Origin of the sequence: Aggregatilinea sp. (assembly GCF_036822615.1) — a bacterium.
GTDB lineage: Bacteria > Chloroflexota > Anaerolineae > Aggregatilineales > Aggregatilineaceae > Aggregatilinea.
In genome coordinates, this window is record NZ_DAISHJ010000017.1 from 12,710 (window position 1) to 30,348 (window position 17,639).

The 17,639-nt window shown below is 62.2% G+C and carries 19 protein-coding genes and 1 pseudogene; 12 read left to right on the forward strand and 8 right to left on the reverse strand.

Annotated elements, in window-relative coordinates:
- Window positions 1–159 precede the first annotated feature (159 nt).
- Both rfbC and V7116_RS07870 read left to right on the forward strand, forming a co-directional pair.
- A complete protein-coding gene (gene rfbC, locus V7116_RS07865) occupies window positions 160–762 on the forward strand; it encodes a dTDP-4-dehydrorhamnose 3,5-epimerase (RefSeq protein ID WP_324391349.1) in 603 nt (200 codons plus the stop codon).
- On the forward strand, window positions 759–1,877 hold the full coding sequence (locus V7116_RS07870; protein ID WP_324391350.1) for an aldo/keto reductase: 1,119 nt from the start codon (window positions 759–761) through the stop codon (window positions 1,875–1,877). Before rfbC ends, V7116_RS07870 begins: the two co-directional genes overlap by 4 nt.
- 59 nt (window positions 1,878–1,936) lie before the next feature.
- On the opposite strand, the gene V7116_RS07875 is transcribed toward V7116_RS07870, so the two are convergent.
- Window positions 1,937–2,926, reverse strand: a complete 990-nt coding sequence (locus tag V7116_RS07875; RefSeq protein WP_324391351.1) for a dihydroorotate dehydrogenase-like protein — start codon at window positions 2,924–2,926, stop codon at window positions 1,937–1,939.
- 458 nt (window positions 2,927–3,384) lie between these two features.
- A complete protein-coding gene (locus V7116_RS07880; RefSeq protein ID WP_324391352.1) occupies window positions 3,385–4,644 on the reverse strand; it encodes an MFS transporter in 1,260 nt (419 codons plus the stop codon).
- 214 nt (window positions 4,645–4,858) lie between these two features.
- Here V7116_RS07880 and V7116_RS07885 point away from each other — a divergent pair, with 214 nt between their 5' ends.
- The 3 genes from V7116_RS07885 to V7116_RS07895 all read left to right on the forward strand — a co-directional run bounded on the left by V7116_RS07885 (window position 4,859) and on the right by V7116_RS07895 (window position 7,971).
- Complete coding sequence (locus V7116_RS07885; protein WP_324391353.1) at window positions 4,859–5,137, forward strand: metal-sensitive transcriptional regulator; 279 nt, start codon at window positions 4,859–4,861, stop codon at window positions 5,135–5,137.
- Window positions 5,138–5,200: 63 nt separating this feature from the next.
- Window positions 5,201–5,410 carry a heavy-metal-associated domain-containing protein gene (locus V7116_RS07890; protein ID WP_324391354.1) on the forward strand — a complete coding sequence of 70 codons (210 nt, stop codon included), beginning with the start codon at window positions 5,201–5,203 and terminating at the stop codon, window positions 5,408–5,410.
- Window positions 5,411–5,532: 122 nt separating this feature from the next.
- Entirely contained in the window at window positions 5,533–7,971 is a 2,439-nt protein-coding gene (locus tag V7116_RS07895; protein WP_324391355.1) for a heavy metal translocating P-type ATPase, read from the forward strand.
- A gap of 132 nt (window positions 7,972–8,103) precedes the next feature.
- On the opposite strand, the gene V7116_RS07900 is transcribed toward V7116_RS07895, so the two are convergent.
- A complete protein-coding gene (locus tag V7116_RS07900; RefSeq protein ID WP_324391356.1) occupies window positions 8,104–8,997 on the reverse strand; it encodes an alpha/beta fold hydrolase in 894 nt (297 codons plus the stop codon).
- A gap of 9 nt (window positions 8,998–9,006) precedes the next feature.
- Window positions 9,007–9,456: a helix-turn-helix domain-containing protein gene (locus V7116_RS07905; RefSeq protein ID WP_324391357.1), complete on the reverse strand. Its 450-nt coding sequence runs from the start codon at window positions 9,454–9,456 to the stop codon at window positions 9,007–9,009.
- 234 nt (window positions 9,457–9,690) lie between these two features.
- Here V7116_RS07905 and V7116_RS07910 point away from each other — a divergent pair, with 234 nt between their 5' ends.
- Entirely contained in the window at window positions 9,691–10,197 is a 507-nt protein-coding gene (locus tag V7116_RS07910; RefSeq protein WP_324391358.1) for a hemerythrin domain-containing protein, read from the forward strand.
- A 96-nt stretch (window positions 10,198–10,293) separates the two neighbouring features.
- Here V7116_RS07910 and V7116_RS07915 read toward each other — a convergent pair whose 3' ends face one another.
- Window positions 10,294–10,860 (reverse strand): HdeD family acid-resistance protein, encoded by a 567-nt coding sequence (locus tag V7116_RS07915; protein WP_324391359.1) that lies wholly within the window; start codon window positions 10,858–10,860, stop codon window positions 10,294–10,296.
- A 311-nt stretch (window positions 10,861–11,171) separates the two neighbouring features.
- Here V7116_RS07915 and V7116_RS07920 point away from each other — a divergent pair, with 311 nt between their 5' ends.
- The 3 genes and pseudogenes from V7116_RS07920 (at window position 11,172) to V7116_RS07930 (ending at window position 12,845) form a co-directional block, all read left to right on the forward strand.
- Window positions 11,172–11,759: a TetR/AcrR family transcriptional regulator gene (locus V7116_RS07920; protein ID WP_324391360.1), complete on the forward strand. Its 588-nt coding sequence runs from the start codon at window positions 11,172–11,174 to the stop codon at window positions 11,757–11,759.
- Between the two features lie 115 nt (window positions 11,760–11,874).
- Window positions 11,875–12,336, forward strand: a pseudogene (locus V7116_RS25745) (SDR family NAD(P)-dependent oxidoreductase); the annotation flags it as partial.
- A gap of 137 nt (window positions 12,337–12,473) precedes the next feature.
- Window positions 12,474–12,845 (forward strand): hypothetical protein, encoded by a 372-nt coding sequence (locus V7116_RS07930; protein ID WP_324391362.1) that lies wholly within the window; start codon window positions 12,474–12,476, stop codon window positions 12,843–12,845.
- Between the two features lie 67 nt (window positions 12,846–12,912).
- Here V7116_RS07930 and V7116_RS07935 read toward each other — a convergent pair whose 3' ends face one another.
- Window positions 12,913–13,293, reverse strand: coding sequence for a hypothetical protein (locus V7116_RS07935; RefSeq protein ID WP_324391363.1), 381 nt, complete (start codon window positions 13,291–13,293; stop codon window positions 12,913–12,915).
- Between the two features lie 151 nt (window positions 13,294–13,444).
- Between V7116_RS07935 and V7116_RS07940 the strand changes: the two genes are divergently transcribed.
- Both V7116_RS07940 and V7116_RS07945 read left to right on the forward strand, forming a co-directional pair.
- Window positions 13,445–13,948: a ClbS/DfsB family four-helix bundle protein gene (locus tag V7116_RS07940; protein ID WP_324391364.1), complete on the forward strand. Its 504-nt coding sequence runs from the start codon at window positions 13,445–13,447 to the stop codon at window positions 13,946–13,948.
- A gap of 105 nt (window positions 13,949–14,053) precedes the next feature.
- On the forward strand, window positions 14,054–14,662 hold the full coding sequence (locus V7116_RS07945; RefSeq protein ID WP_324391365.1) for a DUF3267 domain-containing protein: 609 nt from the start codon (window positions 14,054–14,056) through the stop codon (window positions 14,660–14,662).
- Window positions 14,663–14,832: 170 nt separating this feature from the next.
- Here the strand turns inward: V7116_RS07945 and V7116_RS07950 are convergent, their stop codons facing one another.
- On the reverse strand, window positions 14,833–15,855 hold the full coding sequence (locus tag V7116_RS07950; protein WP_349258473.1) for a GDP-mannose 4,6-dehydratase: 1,023 nt from the start codon (window positions 15,853–15,855) through the stop codon (window positions 14,833–14,835).
- A 110-nt stretch (window positions 15,856–15,965) separates the two neighbouring features.
- On the reverse strand, window positions 15,966–16,652 hold the full coding sequence (locus tag V7116_RS07955) for a TIGR00266 family protein (RefSeq protein WP_324391367.1): 687 nt from the start codon (window positions 16,650–16,652) through the stop codon (window positions 15,966–15,968).
- Between the two features lie 507 nt (window positions 16,653–17,159).
- On the opposite strand from V7116_RS07955, the gene V7116_RS07960 reads away from it, so the two are divergent.
- The gene (locus V7116_RS07960; protein ID WP_324391368.1) at window positions 17,160–17,615 is read left to right on the forward strand and encodes a hypothetical protein; all 456 of its coding nucleotides are present in this window, start codon (window positions 17,160–17,162) and stop codon (window positions 17,613–17,615) included.
- The last annotated feature ends 24 nt before the right edge of the window (window positions 17,616–17,639 follow it).

Here is a 17,639-nt window from a genome sequence, read left to right on the forward strand (position 1 = left end):
CACGGGCCAAGGGGTGAGGTCGCGTTTGCTTTGGCTGTTTTCCGGGCCACCCACTCGCCAAGCGGGACAGGGCCGGATAGAATGGGGCGCGTACGGATCACGGCGTGCGTGAACCGTGTGATAGCAGGGTTGTTCTGAATACAGGCAAGGACGAAGATCGTGCCGTTCGAAATCGAAAGCGTCCACCTGGACGAAATCAAAGTAATTGTGCCGCGCACGTTCCCCGATCAGCGCGGATTCTTCATGGAATCCTATCGCAAGGACGCGTTCGCGGCGCTGGGTATTCCGTACGAGTTCGTGCAAGACAACCATTCGCGCTCGGTGCGCGGCGTGGTGCGCGGTTTGCATTTCCAATGGGACCGACCGCTGGCGAAGCTGATGCGCGTCACGGTTGGCAGTGTGTTCCTGGTGGCCGTGGACATCCGCAAGGGCTCACCCACGCTCGGTCAGTGGTACGGTTGCGAAGTCAGCGACGAGAACAAGCGCATGATCTGGGCGCCACCCGGCTTCGCGCGCGGATTCTGCGTGCTGTCCGACGTGGCCGAGCTGCAATACAAGTGCACGGCGCTCTATAACCCCAAGGGCGAGGGCGGCATCCGCTGGGACGATCCGGCCATCGGCGTCGAGTGGCCCACCGACCAGCCCATCCTGTCCGAAAAGGACGCCAAGGCCCCCTTGCTCGAAGAATGGCTGCAAACAGAAGCGGCGGACGTACTGGCCTATGGGCGCGATCCGCTGGCGGAGACGCGGTATTCAGCATGAGTCAACGCGGATGTGCCACCCCTGAAGCGACCGTTACCTATGCGCAGCGCATGGGCAGTCGCGTGGCGGATGGGCACTTCCGGCTGACCAGCGACGGTCTGACCGTCTCAAGTGTGGGTCTCGGCACGATTATGGGCCCGCCCGACGACGCGACCGATGCCGCCTATCAGGCGGCGGTCGAGCGCGCGTTGGTGCAGGGCTGCAACGTGATCGACACGGCCATCAACGCCCGCTACCAGCGCAGCGAGCGTGCGATCGGGCGGGCGCTGCGCGCGGCGATCAAGCGCGGCGACATCCGGCGCGACGAGGTGGTGATCGCCACCAAAGGCGGCTTCGTGCCCTTCGACGATGCGCCGCCCGCCGACCCGCGTAAATGGGTCTACGAGGCGTTCATCGAGCCGGGACTGGCGCATCCCAACGACTTCGCGGCGAGTTACCAGCACTGCCTCGCGCCCGCCTTTCTGGACGAGATGATCGCGCTCAGCCGCCGTAATCTGGACGTGGACACGCTCGACATCTACCTGCTGCACAACCCCGAAACGCAGGCGCTCACCAACACGCACGAGACCTTCCGCCGCCGTCTGCTCGACGCGTTTGAAACGCTCGAAGCCGCCGTCGAGCGCGGCGAGATTGCGGCGTACGGCGTGTCTACCTGGAGTGCGCTGCGCGTCGCGCCCGACGCACCAGACTTCCTCTCGCTGGCGGAGCTGATGGGCCTCGCGTTCGAGGTCGCGGGCGAAGGGAATCATTTCTGTTACGTCCAGATCCCCTATAACCTGATGATGACCGAAGCATATGCGTTCGTCACGCAGCAGGTCGGCGGGGAGTTCTTCAGCCCCATCGCGGCGGCCAACGAGCTTGGTCTGACGGTGATCGCCAGCGCGACGCTCAAACAAGGGCTGCTCGCCACGCCGTTTATGGCGGATCTCTCGCCCTACTTCCCCGGCACGGACACGGACGCCCAGCGCGCGATCCAGTTTGTCCGCTCCACGCCCGGCGTCACCACAGCGCTGGTCGGGATGCGCGCCCCCGCGCACGTAGACGAGAACCTCGCCCTGGCGCAGATCCCGCCCACCTCGCCCGACGTCATCAACGATCTGTTTGGCGGCGTATAAAAAACAGACCGGATCGGGTGATCCGGCCTGCTGGAAACTCGTATTGAACCGCGTGCCGCTTATTCCTGCGACATCAACAGTTTCATGTAGTGCGCGCGCTCGAAGCCGAACGGATCCTCGACGTTCTGCTGGCTGAGGTTGCCGCGGAACTCGTCGATCGACTCGTAGCCCTTCTCGCCCATCCAGCCCTGCAAGTCCATCAGCATCGTGGAGATGTACGGCAGGCCGTTTTGCAGCAGCGCCGACGCCACCTGCACGACCGTTGCGCCGCCCAGCAGCCCGCGCGCGATGTCGCGCCCGGTGTGGACGCCCGTGTTCAGCGCCATGTCGAGCTTCACGCGGCCATAGAGCAGGGCGACCCAGCGCAGCGGCATCCGCATTTCTTCGGGATGGCTGTAGGTCATCTGGTTGGTCAGTTCTTCCGTATCGATGTCGATCGTCGGCTGCAGGAAGCGGTTGAACAGTACCACCGCGTTCGCGCCGCGCTTGTCCAGCTCGTTGACCACGTTCGCAATCGAGGTGTACGCCGAACCGAGCTTGACCGCCACGGGGATCTTAACCGCGTCCTTCACGCCCGACACGATGTCGTACAGCGCCTTTTCCATATCGCTGCCGGTACGGTTGATGTCCGCATTCACGGTGTAATAATTCACTTCCAGGCCGTCGATGCCCGTTTCTTCGAGCTGCTTGGCATATTCCACCCACGCGCCCGGATTCACGGCGTTCAGGCTGGCGAAAATCGGCATGCTCACGGCGCGGCGGGTCTTCTCCACCCACATCATGTGCTCGCGCGGACCGCCGTACTCGACGGGCGGGTAAAACGAGGCGTTAATTTCCGGCGAGATGTTCGCCATCCGCTCCAGGAAATCCTGCATCGTCATGCCGTCAGCATGAATCTGCTCTTCGAAGATCGAGCGAATCACGAGCGCGCCCGCACCATATTCCTCAGCGCGCTTTACCCGATCGACCTGGTTTGAGATAGAGCTAGCGGCCACAATCAAGGGATTCTTGAGTTCAATCCCCATATACGTCGTTGAAAGATTCGCCATGATATCTCCTTATGGTGCTTCAAAGTAAGCAAACTATACTGCGTTTGTGAAATTATTCTCAGTGACGATATTCAGGCTGTCGCGTGATCTTAGACATTCCCTGAGTGACTACTCATACAGTTTAGCAGTCCCCGATTCAATCCGAAAGACAAAATGCTCACGCGATCTTACGCGGGCTGTCATAGATCGCGACATCAAGGTTGCTGATCGGCAGCGAAACGGACCCGGTTGCGAAGGCAGACGTGGCGCGGACGGCGCCGTGCCGCTTCGCAGCTTGCCTCCGGCCTGTACAACGGTTGGATGTGCGGCGTCATTCCCCACCGGGCATGGTCGTCCTGACCGGGGACGCGATCCAGGGCCAGGGCGAAATGGGGTAACCCGTGTAAGCAAGGTCAGATCTGTTACACAAAAAAGCCCCTGACCAATCGGGGGCTTTTTACGTCTCGTTCGGGGCCGCATCAATCCGCCGCGGCGGGAGCCCGTTCCGGTTCCATCGCGGGGAGCGTGGTCACCACCGTGGCGAGCGATACCAGCACCAGTCCCACCCCCGACAGGTACGGCGCGGCGTGGCCGAAGCGGTCATACGATTCGCCGCCCATCAACGGCCCGACGATGCGCGCCAGCGACTGCACCGACTGGCCGCCGCCCTGAACCCGTCCCTGCGATTGTGCGGTTGCCGCCCTTGAAAACAGGCCGTTCATCGACGGGATGATCAGCCCGTTGCCTGACGAAAAGAACAGGATGCCCAGGTAGAGCACGACGGAGGTTTTCGCCACCAACACCGACGCGATCACCGTATAACCCACGACTTGCAGCAGCATGCCGCCCATCATCAGGCGTTTGTCCCCAAAGCGCCGGTACAGCCGCCCCAGCAGCACCCCCTGCGTCGTGATGTTCACGAGGCCGACCAGCACGTAGATCGAGCTTGTCCCAGTCGAGTCCCAGCCCAGCGTATCGATGGCGTACAACCCCAGGTTCGCTTGCAGCGCCGCGAACGGCAGGTTATAGAGGAACCATGCCGCCAGCAGCCAGCGAAGCTGCGGAATCGCAAACACCTTGCTCAGCACGCCGAACGGGTTGAGCTGCGCCAGACGGACCTGCTGCACGCGTTTTTCGGGCGGCAGCGTCTCCGGCATAAAAAACACGCCCAGCAGCAGGTTAACGAGGGTCAGCGCCGCCGCCACGTACAGCGGTGCGGCGTGCCCCAACCCGGATGCAAAGCCGCCGATGGCCGGGCCCATGATGAAGCCGATGCCGCCCGCCGCGCCCAGCCAGCCGAAATATTTACTGCGGTCGTGCGGCGGCGTGACGTCCGCGACGGTGGCATACACCACGCCCACGTTGCCGCCCGTCAGCCCGTCGATGACACGTCCCAAAAACAGCACCCACAGCGCCCCGCCGATGCCCGTGATCAGGTAGCCCACCGCCGACCCCGCCAGACAGACCAACAGGATCGCGCGGCGGCCCACGCGGTCGCTCAACGCGCCCAGCCCCGGCGCGGCCAAAAACTGGCAGATGGCGTAGATCGAGATCATCCAGCCAACCATCACGCCCCGGTCGGCAGGGTTCTTGACATAATCGGACACCAAAAACGGCGCGACCGGGTTCAGCAGCCCAAAGCCCACCGCATTGAGAAACATCGTCAAGATGACGAAGATAAATGTATTGCGAGCAGGACCGCGCAAAGCGCCGGGCGTGGAGCGAGCGTGATTTTCCATTTAGTGGGCCTCGTTGCATCAGGAAACGCCGGGAATTGTACCCGGATCGGTACAGGGCGGGGTGATCCCATCCGTCCTGTTTTGCCCCGCCGATCTGCCACATCTGGCATGTAATTACTCATATCCCCATTGACAAATTTGGCCCCCAGAAGTAACATACACCCATAGATACCCCCTCCCCCCTGGGGGTGGGGTAAGAATTGGAGCACTGGGTATGGACGACACCACACGCGTCGATGCGATTCACCGTCTCAAAAGCGTTTCGGGGCACATCAACGGCATCGTACGCATGCTCGAAGACGAGCGCTACTGTATCGACGTGATCAAGCAGATTCAGGCGGCGCAGACGGCGCTGTCGCGTGTGAGCGAAAGCATCCTCGATTCGCACCTGCACACGTGCGTCACCACCGCCATGCGCGGCGACGATCCCGACGAGCGCGAGCGCGTCCTGGGCGAAATCACCGAGGTGTTCCGCCAGACCAACAAGCCCTGAACCAACCCGGTTTTACGCACCATCTCTCATCGTATTCACAACGTCAGTTCAAGGAGCCAACACATGTCCAGCAAGACCTTTGAAGTCCCCAATATTTCCTGCGGTCACTGCGTCATGACCATCAAGAACGAAGTCAGCGATCTGGCGGGCGTGCAGCGCGTCGAGGCCGATAAGGACACCCGTCAGGTGACCGTCGAGTGGGACACCCCGGCGACCTGGGAACAGATCAACGACCTGCTGGTCGAGATCAATTACCCCCCGGCGTCGAACTAGTTTCCCCTTTGATGCGGAAACAGTAGGGGCGTATCGCAATACGCCCCTACGACTCACTTTCCGCGCCTACATTCATCACCCGACAATTCGGGGCCGGACTCACGCGCCCCAAGGAACACACGATGGCAGAAAAAACCCTTAATCTTCCCGTCACCGGCATGACCTGCGCCAACTGCGTGGCGACCGTCGAGCGCAGCGTGCGCAAGCTGGACGGCGTACAGGAAGCCAACGTCAACTTCGCCAGCGAAAAGCTGACGCTCACCTACGATGATTCGCTGCTCAAACCCGTTGACGTCATCGCGCGCGTGCGCAAAGCGGGCTACGACGTGCCGGAGCAGACGGTCGATCTGGCGATCACCGGTATGACGTGCACCAACTGCGCCGCCAACGTGCAGCGCGCGCTGCGCAAAGTGGACGGCGTGCTGAATGCGGACGTGAACTTCGCCAGCGAGCACGCACTGGTCAAGGCCGCGCCGGGCATCAGCCGCGAGACGCTGGTTGCCGCCGTCGAAAAGGCGGGTTACGGCGTGGTCCAGGCCGAAGATGAAGCCGAATTGGAAGACGCCGAACAGACCGCGCGCCGCGCCGAGATCCGGCACAACATCACGCGCCTGACGGTCGGCCTCGTCTTCACGCTGCCGCTGTTGATCATGAGCATGGCGCGCGACTTCAGCCTGCTGGGGCACTGGGCGCACGATTCGTGGGTCAATGTTCTGTTCTGGGCGATGGCGACGCCGGTCCAGTTCTACACCGGGCGCGAATATTACACCGGCGGCTATAAATCGCTGCGCAACGGCTCGGCCAACATGGACGTACTGGTGGCGATGGGGTCCAGCGTGGCCTATTTCTACAGCATCGCCGTCACGCTCGGCATCATGGGCGGGCACGTCTATTTCGAATCCGCTGCCGCGATCGTCACGCTGATCACCCTTGGCACGCTGATCGAGTCCTACGCGAAGGGCCGCACCAGCCGCGCGATCAAAGAGCTGATGGGCCTGCGCGCCAAGACTGCACGCGTGATCCGCGACGGTGAGGAACTCGACATCCCGGTCGAGCAGGTGCGCGTGGGCGATCACGTCATCGTGCGCCCCGGCGAGAAGATCCCGGTCGATGGCACGGTGCTGGACGGCACGAGCGCCGTGGACGAAAGCATGATCACGGGTGAGAGTTTGCCCGTCGAAAAGAGCGCGGGCGCGCCCGTCATCGGCGCGACGATCAACAAACAGGGCACGCTCGTCTTCGAGGCGACGCGCGTCGGGCGCGAAACGGCCCTGGCGCAGATCGTGCGCCTCGTCGAGCAGGCCCAGGGCAGCAAAGCGCCCATTCAGCGGCTGGCCGACCAGATCTCCGCGATCTTCGTCCCGGCGGTGGTGTCCATCGCGATCCTGACGTTCGCGGTGTGGATGATCGGCACGGGCGACTTCACCGCGTCACTGGTGCGCATGATCGCGGTGCTGGTGATCGCCTGCCCCTGCGCGATGGGCCTCGCCACGCCGACCGCGATCATCGTTGGCATGGGCAAGGGCGCGGAGAACGGCATCCTGTTCAAGAACAGCGAATCTCTGGAGCGCGCGCATAAGCTGACCGCCGTCGTGCTCGACAAGACCGGCACGCTGACGCGCGGCGAGCCGAGCGTCACCGATATCGTGGTCAGCCATGAAGCCGTGCTGGACGAATCCGCGCTGCTGGCCCTGGCCGCGACCGCCGAGCGCCGCAGCGAACACCCACTGGGCGAAGCGATCGTGCGGGCGGCGGACGAGCGCAAGCTGGCGCTGGCCGTGCCACAGCAGTTCCAATCCGTGACCGGGCAGGGCGTGCGCGCCGAGGTCGATGGGCGCGCAGTGCTGATGGGCAACATGGCGCTGATGACCGCCGAAAACGTGCACCTCAACGGGCTGGAAGCCGAAGCGCAGCGCCTGCAAGCCGAAGCCAAAACCGCGATGTGGCTGGCCGTCGATGGGCAGGCCAGCGCCGTGATCGCCGTGGCCGACACCATCAAGGATGGGTCGGCAGAGGCGGTGCAGCGTCTGCACGAGATGGGCCTGACAGTCGTCATGATGACCGGCGACAACCAGGCCACCGCCGACGCCATCGCGCACGAAGTGGGCATCGACCGCGTGTTTGCCGAGGTCAAGCCCGGCGACAAGGCGGCTTACGTCAAGCAGCTTCAGGACGAAGGCTTCCTGGTAGGTATGGTGGGCGACGGCATCAACGACGCGCCCGCGCTGGCCCAGGCGGATGTTGGCATCGCGATCGGCACCGGCACGGACGTGGCGATGGAAGCCGCCGACGTAACGCTGATCAGCGGTGATGTGCGTGGCGTGGCCCGCGCCATCCGGCTCAGCAAGCGCACCGTACACGGCATCAAGGAGAACCTGTTCTGGGCCTTCGCCTACAACGTCATCCTGATCCCGGTCGCGGCGGGCGTGCTGGCCCCGGTGGATGCCGCGCCGGAGATGCTCCAGCAGCTTCACCCGATCCTGGCGGCGGCGGCGATGGCCTTCAGCGACATCTTCGTGGTGGGCAACTCGCTGCGCCTCCGCGGAATCAAGCTGAACTGACGCCGGATCCGCGCTGCAACAACGGTACAGCACCAAACGATAAACCGAGGCCTATCGACATGACAGGCCTCGGTTTGTTTGGCGGATTCGATAACGACCGGTTCCGGCCAAGGTGATGGCTGTGGTGCGGCCTTATTCCACGGCATCGTCTGCCGCGTACGCACGGTGCAGGAACTGTGCAATCGCTGCCGACCGATCGCCCAGATAATGACGTGCACTCAGATCCAGCAGAATTTCGGCGTGCGGGATATGCCGTTCAAACCGGCGCTTGATCACGTCAGAATCCATCGTCACGTCTCGGCCACCCAGCAGGACGAATACCGGCATCGTCAGCCGGGCGAGCTGCTCGTCCGTGAACGATGGCAGGTTCTCCGTCCGGGGGACCATGCTTTTAAAGGTTAAATCCGTAAGTTCAGCGAACTTTTTCGCCTCATCCGACTCCGGCTCGGGGAACTTGCCGATGATTCTCTCTCTGACTTTCCGCGCCCCCCAGGGGCCAAGCAGCAAGAGCGGGAGTGCCCACCGGATGATACTTTTATCGGCGACACCCCCAGGGCATATGAGGACCAGACTGTCCACACGCTCGGGCAGGCGTATCGCAAAGTCCAGGGCGATCGCGCCGCCCATCGAGGTTCCGATAACCGACGCGCGGGGCACGTCCAGGCCGTCCAGCACATCACTCAGCCACAACGCGTGCGCGTTCGAGGCGAATGACGGGCGGGAAGGGGCGCTCAACCCCGCATCACCGATGACATCGACCGCATAAACCCGGAATTCCTTTACCCACGTGACCACTTCGCGCATCCATGACGCCGCATTAGACATCGTGCCGTGCAGCAGAACGATGGGCGGAGCGCTCTTCGGCCCACTCGCCACAACGAACGTATTGCCCTGACGCGTTGGGATATACGACTGCTCGTTGGGGACAGGCCACAAGCGAAGGTGCTCTTTATAGCGGTTCAGGACTTCACTTTCAGCGTGCGCCGACTTAAAGACGGGGGACGCCGTATGCGTTATTTCTTGCATGGTCGTATCTCAGCCGTTTTCCATCTCTTCTAGCACAACTCGGATCATGCCGAGCACCGCAGTTGTGACATCGAGGTCAGCGTTGATAAGGAGCCGCAGCCGCCACTCCTCTTCATAATAAATTGCGTCAAACCGTCGGCTGGTTTGCTCGTTATCCAGGGATTTAAAAGCGCCACCGAGCAGATTTACGAGGCGTTCCCGCTCCGCAGGTCCAACCGCATCAATATCTACCGTTGTTAAGGCCACAATGTGCCGGCGGCGATTTTGTGATCTGGCGGGTTTCGTTTCTCCATCGGAACCGACCAGCTTACTGAGGTCGCTTTCCGCGATCCGGAACTGCTTTCCAACTCGCGTGGCTCTAAGCTTGCCTTCGCGGATAAAGCGTCGAATGGTCCTGACATGCAGGCCCAACAACGCCGCAACCTCGTCTGTAGAATAGTACTCTTTGGGTTCGTTCATGGCTCTTATAGTACGTAATAGTCCCTAATCTGTCAATAAACTCCCATTTATAGGGAATAATAAGGTATAAAAGGGAAGTCATTGCAGTTGACCTGCCCGAAAACATGCTACAATAGCATCATTGTCAGGCTCCGGCGATGCGTCACCGGAGCCTGATGCGCTTTTCGCTGTCCGTTCCCACCTTCGCCGCAAGATCGTGCGTACCCGATCTCACCGTACCGATGGGGCAACACCATGACCCTGCCTTATGAAGGCGCCACCGAAGACCAGCTCCGCAGCCCGTTCGTGCAGGAATTTCTCGCCATCCACGACATGTTCCGCGACCAGCTCGCCGAGATCCTGGCCTACGTCGAGGATCTGCTGCGCGGCGACGGCCAGCTCGACGGGCCGGACACGGCCCAGCATACCCGCGCGCTGATCCACGCCGGGACGCAGTACACGCAGTATCTGCACATGCACCATTCCATCGAGACGGATGGCGTGTTCCCGCTGCTGCAAGACGAAGGGCTGGACCCGGCCATCGTCGCGCGGCTCAACGCCGAGCACGACGAGCTGTCGGTGCTGATCGACCGCTTTCACGCGGCGATCCTGGATCTCGCCGCCGTGGAGCCGGACGTGCTGAACAACGATATGCGGCGGCTGGCGGACGCGCTGCGGGCGCATCTGGCCTACGAGGAAACGCACGTCTGCCCGCTCATGGCGCGCTGGACGCGCCGGCCCGACCTGCACCTGCGGCGGTAAATCGCCGGGCCGGGTCGCAGATACAAAAAGCGTCTCCCGCAACTCGATAGTTGAGCCGCGGGAGACGCTGTATTTACAGGATGTGGAACAGCGGTGTTAGATGCCATGCTCGCTGGGAGTGAACCGCGTACCGGTCTCGCGCCCGTCCTTGAGGCCGCGCAGCCGGAAGGCCAGGACCAGCAGCGCGCCGCCGAAGATCACCGCATACACGCCGATCAGCCACGTCAGGGCCAGCGCGCCGTCGCCCGGGAACAGCATCACGATCGCGCCGAACAGGACCGACAGCACGCCGCTGAGGATCATCATCCACTCGTTGTCGATCAGCTTGCGCATCTGCACGGCGGCGACGATTTCCATGACGCCTGTCACCAGCGCCCACGCCGCGACGAAGTACAGCAGGGATAGCGCGGTCAAACCCGGCCAGATCAGCGTCAGCACGCCGATCACGATGCCCGCCAGCCCTTCCAGCAGCTGCAGCCACCAGCGATCCTTACCCACCGACGCCACGCCAGCGACCACCGCGAACAAACCGTCCACCAGCATATACGCGCCGAACAGCAGGATCAGCGTCGCCAGCGTCAACCCCGGCCACAGTATCGCCATGATCCCGAACGCCACCGCCACGACACCGCGCAGCGCCACAGCCCACCAATTCCGTGTCATCAACCCTAACATCGTCCATTTCCTCCTACACCGTTCATCCGCGCCGCGTGTGCCACAGCAGCGCCAGATTGTTGATATCTACCGATAAGCCAACTTTCATCACACCCTTAAGCATAGGATCAATTTATAAGAACAAGGTCAACGCTGCGCATAAGGAACGTATAATTTTCCCCACGATGTATAAATCCCCGCCTTGTGGGGTGTGTAGTTCCGGCGACGTTCAGAAGAAATAGTCAATAGGGCTTGACATAAGCTGCATTTGTGACTATGATCGAATGAACGTTCAATCGAAGACATAAACGGGGTTTCACATGACGCTCGACAAACGGGGCGCGATCCTTCAGGCAGCACTGCAGCTCTTTGCGGAGCGCGGGCTGTACGACGCCCCCGTATCGCTTATCGCAAAACAGTCGGGAGCCAGCGCGGGGACCATCTACCACTACTTCGCGGACAAGGACGACCTGATCCACGCCGTTTACATGGCCGTCAAGCACGACTATAAGCAGGCCGTGGCCGAAGGCGTCACATCCGATCTGCCGCACAACGAGGCGTTCCGCCGGGCGTGGCTGAACGCGTACCGTTTCTACATCTCGCACGAGATCGAGGCGCGGTTTCTGGAACACTACGAAAACTCGCCCTACTTTCATCCGGGCGTGCCCGATGAAGTCCTGCGCCGGGCCGAATCTGCCGAAGCCGAGAGCGTGCCGGTCCTGTTTCGTCTGCTGCTGAACCGCAACGGCCAGCGCCAGCCGAAAGACTTTCCGTTCGACGTCCTGTATGCCCTGACGTTTGGCGTCGCGATCCACATCGCCAAGAACCAACGCGCCGGACTGAAGCGCCTCGACGATACCCAGTTGGAAGCCATCGCGAACCTGTGCTACGAGATGGTCATGAAATAATTGCTCTTTTTTTGCCGGGACTCGAATGAACATTCATTCGAGCGCACTCGAACTATCTGGACATCATCGGCGAGCGCGAGAGGCCGCCACGAGTCTTCAAAACGGAGAGCACCTCATGAGCTGGACAGTACACGACATTCCGCACCAGACCGGCAAAGTCGTCCTTATCACCGGAGCCAACAGCGGCATCGGTTACGAAAGCGCAGTCGCGCTCGCCCGCAAGGGAGCGCATATCGTCATGGCCTGCCGCAACATGACCAAGGCGGAGCGCGCCCGGCGCGATCTGCTCGCCCGTGCGCCGGGCGCGTCGGTCGACGTGCTGGCCCTGGACCTGAGCAGCCTGGATTCGGTACACCGGTTTGCGTCCAATTTCCGAACCGCGTACCGACGCCTGGACGTGCTGATGAACAACGCGGGCATCATGACCCCGCCGCACGGCAAGACGGAGGACGGTTTCGAAACACAGTTTGGCACGAATCACCTGGGGCACTTCGCCCTGACCGGCCTGCTGCTGCCCGTCCTGCTGAAGACGCCGCACAGTCGCGTCGTCACCGTCAGCAGCGCCGCCTACCTGCTGACGGTGACGACGCCTACCTGCTCAGCCGGGGCATCCGCTTCGACGATCTGCAAAGTGAGAAGCGCTACCGTCCCTGGGCGGCTTACAGTCAGAGCAAGCTGGCAAACCTACTGTTTGCGTTGGAGCTTCAGCGCCGGTTGGAAACCATCGACGCGGACACGATCAGCGTCGCCAGCCACCCCGGCTACGCGCGCACCGGGCTGCAGCACCCGCCGCAGCATGGACTCGGCCACTGGTGGTCTACTGCCTTCGCATCGGTCGCGTCCCAGTCCGCCTACGAGGGCGCGCGCTATCAGGTCTACGCGGCAGCGGCGCCGGACGTGCACGGCGGCGACTTCTACGGCCCCGCGCAGATCCTGCTAGGGGATGTTGAACTCACCAACGTGGTCGGGCAGGGGCGGAACCTCAACGCGGCGGCGCGCCTGTGGAGCGTCTCCGAAGATCTCACGGGCGTGCACTTCGATCTCCCGACGCGGGCGGTTTCCACCCCGATCGCGGTGCCCGCCTGAGAGTAATGCAGGATATACAGTAACGAATGCCCCGGCCTGTGCCGGGGCGTTTTTGTTTGAGGGAAGATCAGGCGGCGATCCCGGCCAGCAGCAGCGCGATCAAGACGAGGAAGAGCACGGTCTGCGGTACGGAGTTTTTGATCAGATCCATCTGCCCCTGCATCACGCTGAGCGCGAGAAACACCATCAGATTGCCAGCCGCCACCGCCAGCACGGCCCACGGCAGCTCGGTGATGCTGTCGTCGATCGCAGCCCAAACCATCGCCACGCCGCACAACAGCAGCAGGTAAGTCCCCTGGTGCCAGGGCACATAGAGGCTAACAAACTGCTCGCCATCCAACGCAGCCTGTGCCTTCAGTGGCCCAAACAACATTTTCTCGCCCCAGATCGTGTGAGCAACCACTAACAGGAAAAGTAGCAGCGCGGCAATCAAAAAGAAGACGTTCATCGGGATTCAGGCTCCTATGGATATCGAGTCTGCCGTTCAGTGTACTATTGAACGGCAGGCGGCAGCGAACAGGAGCGTACGGTCGCTTGAAAAAACAGAACGCATGTACTAAAATTGATCGTGAATTTATGCGCAATCAGGAGGAGTCACTATGCCGCGCCCGATCACCAGATCCCAGTTATTGGCCGAGATCGACAAAGAACGCCCCGCGCTCGAAAAGCAGATCGCGTCCCTTGCGCCCGGCCAGATCACCGATCCCGGCACGGTCGGCGAATGGTCGGTGAAAGACGTGCTGGCGCACCTGATCGAGTGGGAGCAAATGGTGATCGGTTGGGTGACGGCGGGGCAGCGCGGCGAAACGCCTGCCGTGCCCGCGCCGGGCTACAAGTGGAGCGAAACCCCGGCGTTGAACCAGCACATCTACGAAAAACACCGTGACCGCCCGCTGCAAGAGGTGCTCGACCAGTTCCACACCTCACACCGCCAGATCCTCGATCTGCTGCTCAGCCTGTCCGACGAGGATCTGACCACGCCGCGCCGCTACCCGTGGACGCGCGACAACACCCTGCTGACCTACTTCGTGTCGGCCACCAGCAGCCATTACCGCTGGGCGCGCACGGAGATCCGCAAGGGGCTAAAAGCGAAAAACAGCTAGCGCCTACTCCCGTTTGCCCCCACTTCCCGCTTCCGACTACAATGAAACCGGGACGCTCCATCATGGGAACGTCCCGGTTTTCTCGTGTGAATGTTGGAGTGCGCCATGCTCAGCCGCGCCGCGAACCCGGTGACCAGCCTACCCGCACAGTACCGCGAAGTGAGCTACCTCAGCCTCAACGAGCGCGGACGCCTGCTGTGGCTCAATCTCCTGTCGCTGATTCCGCTCGTGCTGAGTGGGGCGATCACATTGAGTGTGCTGCGCGCCTATCACCACCTCGGCGCGCCACTGGTGATCGGCGCCCTGCCTGACGACATCCCGATGGGCATCGGGATCGCGCTGGCGCTGTTGGTGCTGCCGCTGCACGAGTGGGTGCACGGCCTGATGATCCGCTACACCGGCCACCGCCCGCGCTACGGCGTCAAGCTGCTAGTGCTCTACGCCACCTCCGATGGGGGGCTGTTTCGCCGCAACGAGTTCATCGCCATCGCGCTCGCCCCGCTGATCGCGCTGTCGCTGGTGGGCATGGCTATCGCGCTGTTTCTCCCGATCGGTCTGGCCCAGTGGCCCACGCTGGCTGTGATGTTCAACGCGGCGGGCGCGGTCGGGGATCTGTGGATGGCCGCCGCCGCGCTGCGCTTCGACCCCTCCGCGCTGATCCGCGACGAAGAAGACAGCATGCGCGTCTTTGCGCGCATCCCCGCGCAGATCTAGTACACGCTTTACCCGGCAGCGTTTTCGTCCGCCTTTTATGCTCTTAAACTTTGAATTTGGACAAAACCAGGGCGGGTTAGAAACCCGCCCCTACAAAACCTCATGAGACTACTTGTCTCCCCTCTCCAGCCCAGACTGGAGAGAGTGGTCGGGGCAGCGCCCCGCAAATACTAGTCGCCGCTCGCCTTGACCGGCGGGATCGTGCCCGTCTTCAGCTTATCGGGCTGCACCGGATGCTGCTGGAAATAGTCGATGATCTGGTCGATCGTCGTTTCCAGCCGCGTGGATGGCTCCCAACCGACCGCCGCCTTGATCTTGCTCACATCCGGCACGCGGCGGCGCATATCCTCGAACCCGGCCTCATAGGCTTCCTCGTAGGGGATGTACACCACATCCGAGCGGCTGCCCGTGCGCTGCTTGACGATCTCCGCCAGTCCCTCGATGGTGACTTCCTGGTTGTTGCCGATGTTATAGACCTGCCCGTCCACCTTGCGGCTGGACCCCAGCGCGACGATCGCGTTCACAACGTCGTGCACATTGGCGAAGCAGCGGCTCTGCTGCCCGTCGCCGTAGATCTGGATCGGCTCCCCGGCCATCGCCCAGCGCACGAAGCGCGGCACGACCATGCCGTAATTGCCCACCTGACGCGGTCCGACCGTGTTGAACAACCGGAAGATCGTTACTGGCAGCCCGACCGCCTTGTGATAAGCCAGCCCCAGGAACTCGTCCAGCTCTTTGGACGCGGCGTAGCTCCAGCGGCTTTTGGTCGTCGGCCCCAAAATGCGGTCGTCGTCCTCGTTGAATGGCACGCGCACGCCCTTGCCGTACACCTCCGACGTGGACGCGATCAGCACGCGCTTGCGGTAGCGCCGCGCCGTTTGCAGCACGACTTCCGTCCCACCCACGTTGATCTCCAGCGTATCGATCGGGCTGTGCACGATGGCGAACACGCCCACCGCCGCCGCGAGGTGATAGATCACGTCGCACTCGCTGACCAGCCGGTCCATCACCGCCGCGTGGCGGATGTCTTCAATCGCGTAACGAAAATTGGGATCTTGCGTGAGCGGCTCAATATTTTCAAAGCGCCCGGTGGTCAGGTTATCGATAATCGTGACCTGTTGGCCCTGCGCCAGCAGCTTTTCGGCAAGGTGGCTGCCGATGAACCCGGCCCCGCCAGTGATCAATGCGTGGATCATGCGGTCATCCTTTAATACAAGGCAGTGTGTCTTGATCGTCATTATACCGGGCGAACGGTCCCGCCCCCAAGACGGCAGCGCGCCGCTCGCCTGACGCCCCGCGCAGGCTACTTCTTTTCCTGATCGTGCTTGTCCATGTAGGGCCGCAGCCAGCTCATGAACGCGTCTTCGGAGCGCGTCTGCATGTACACGCGGCCCGGCCCGGTGAGGTCCACCACCAGCCCCTCGCCGCTGAGCACGGTCGGGCGCAGCCCGCCGATCGCGCGCACGTTGAAACCCATGCCCTGCGTGAACGCGACGAGGTGGCCGGTGTCCACGGTATAACGCTGCCCGGCGGCCAGCTCGATAGGGTGGATCGCGCCGTAGCTGGACAGCACCAGCAGGCCATAGCCCCGCGCGCGCAGCATGATCAGGCCCTCGCTGGCGAAGAAGGTCCGCGCGCCGCCCCAGGTCGCGTCTACCTCGATGCCCATCGACGATGCAACGTACGCGCCGCTCTGTACCATCAGCGCGTCATCTTCCATCTTCAGGATCATCATGTCGCCGGGCAGCACGGGCGCCAGGTTGATTTGCCCGCCAAAGGCAGGCGCTCTGAACACGTTGAGGAAGAAGCTCTCGCCGCCCAGCAGGGACCGTTTCAAGCTGCTGAACAATCCGCCTTCCATGCGCGTATCGACGGCGACGCCATCCGTCATGCTCACCATCGATCCGGCTTCCACGCGGATTTCTTCTTCCGGTGCGAGCGTAATCACACACATCGAATAAGCGGGACGGTACAGGATCTCGGCTTGCATCGGCGCTCCCTTCCGGGTCAGACATCTGCGGGTGTCATGTTTAAGTATAGCCGCCCCCGCCGAAAAGGTCAGCCCGCGCCTATTTTCCACGTCCCTCTGCGTGTGTAGGAGCCGCATGGTCCGTCAGGCCCGCGCAGGTCGATCATGCTTTACATTTTCCAAACTTGTGATAGCCTATAGGATGCTGTTGGCGGAAAAAAGGAGCGCTATCACGACTCGATACATCTGTTTTTACCCAACCAACACCCCCTCATCGTGGCCAGTTTTTCGGCTGCCGAATCCCTTGCCGAGTCCGTTTTTTGCACATCTGAAATCTACGTCAAAAACCGTATATATGGGGTCTCTGCGCACCTTGCGATCCCCAGATATAGGACCTGATCGTCTCTCTACAACCGGGCTGTTTTTCGCGATCTAAAACTTGGGCGAATAGAACACCTGAGCTATCCTGTGTGTATCAACCGGACAGCTTGTCGAGCCGCGTGGCCCGACTGAAGGAGGTTGAACGCCGTGCAGCGCAGTATGCTACTCGTCTGCCATGCCGCCGATGGCCGTATCGCCAGCGGTAACCGGGACGCGGTGCGCCGTTTGCTGATGCGCGCCGACATCGACGTGCGCGCCATCCGTCGCGGGTGGTACGCCATCACATGCGCCGACGGTGGGTCCGTCGAGCTGGTTGCACCGGGTCTGGAGGGAACGCGAATGTTCCGCCGGGCAGAGCTGATCTTCAACACCGCCTCGTGGACGGAAGACGTGCTGCATCTGGTGATGAACGTGATGCGCGCGGGTGGCTTCGGGCTGATGGACGGCCTCAGCGCCACGCGCGTCATGATCACCACGCCGGAACATCTGCTCCGCTTCCCCTGGCTGCCGGAGCCGCCGATGATCATTCGCAGCCCGCATCAGCTGGCGCTGGCGCTGGGACACCCCGTTGCCCAGCGCGTCCCCGCCTTCGCCCGGCCCTGACGCCGGGGTTCATCATTTCACGTT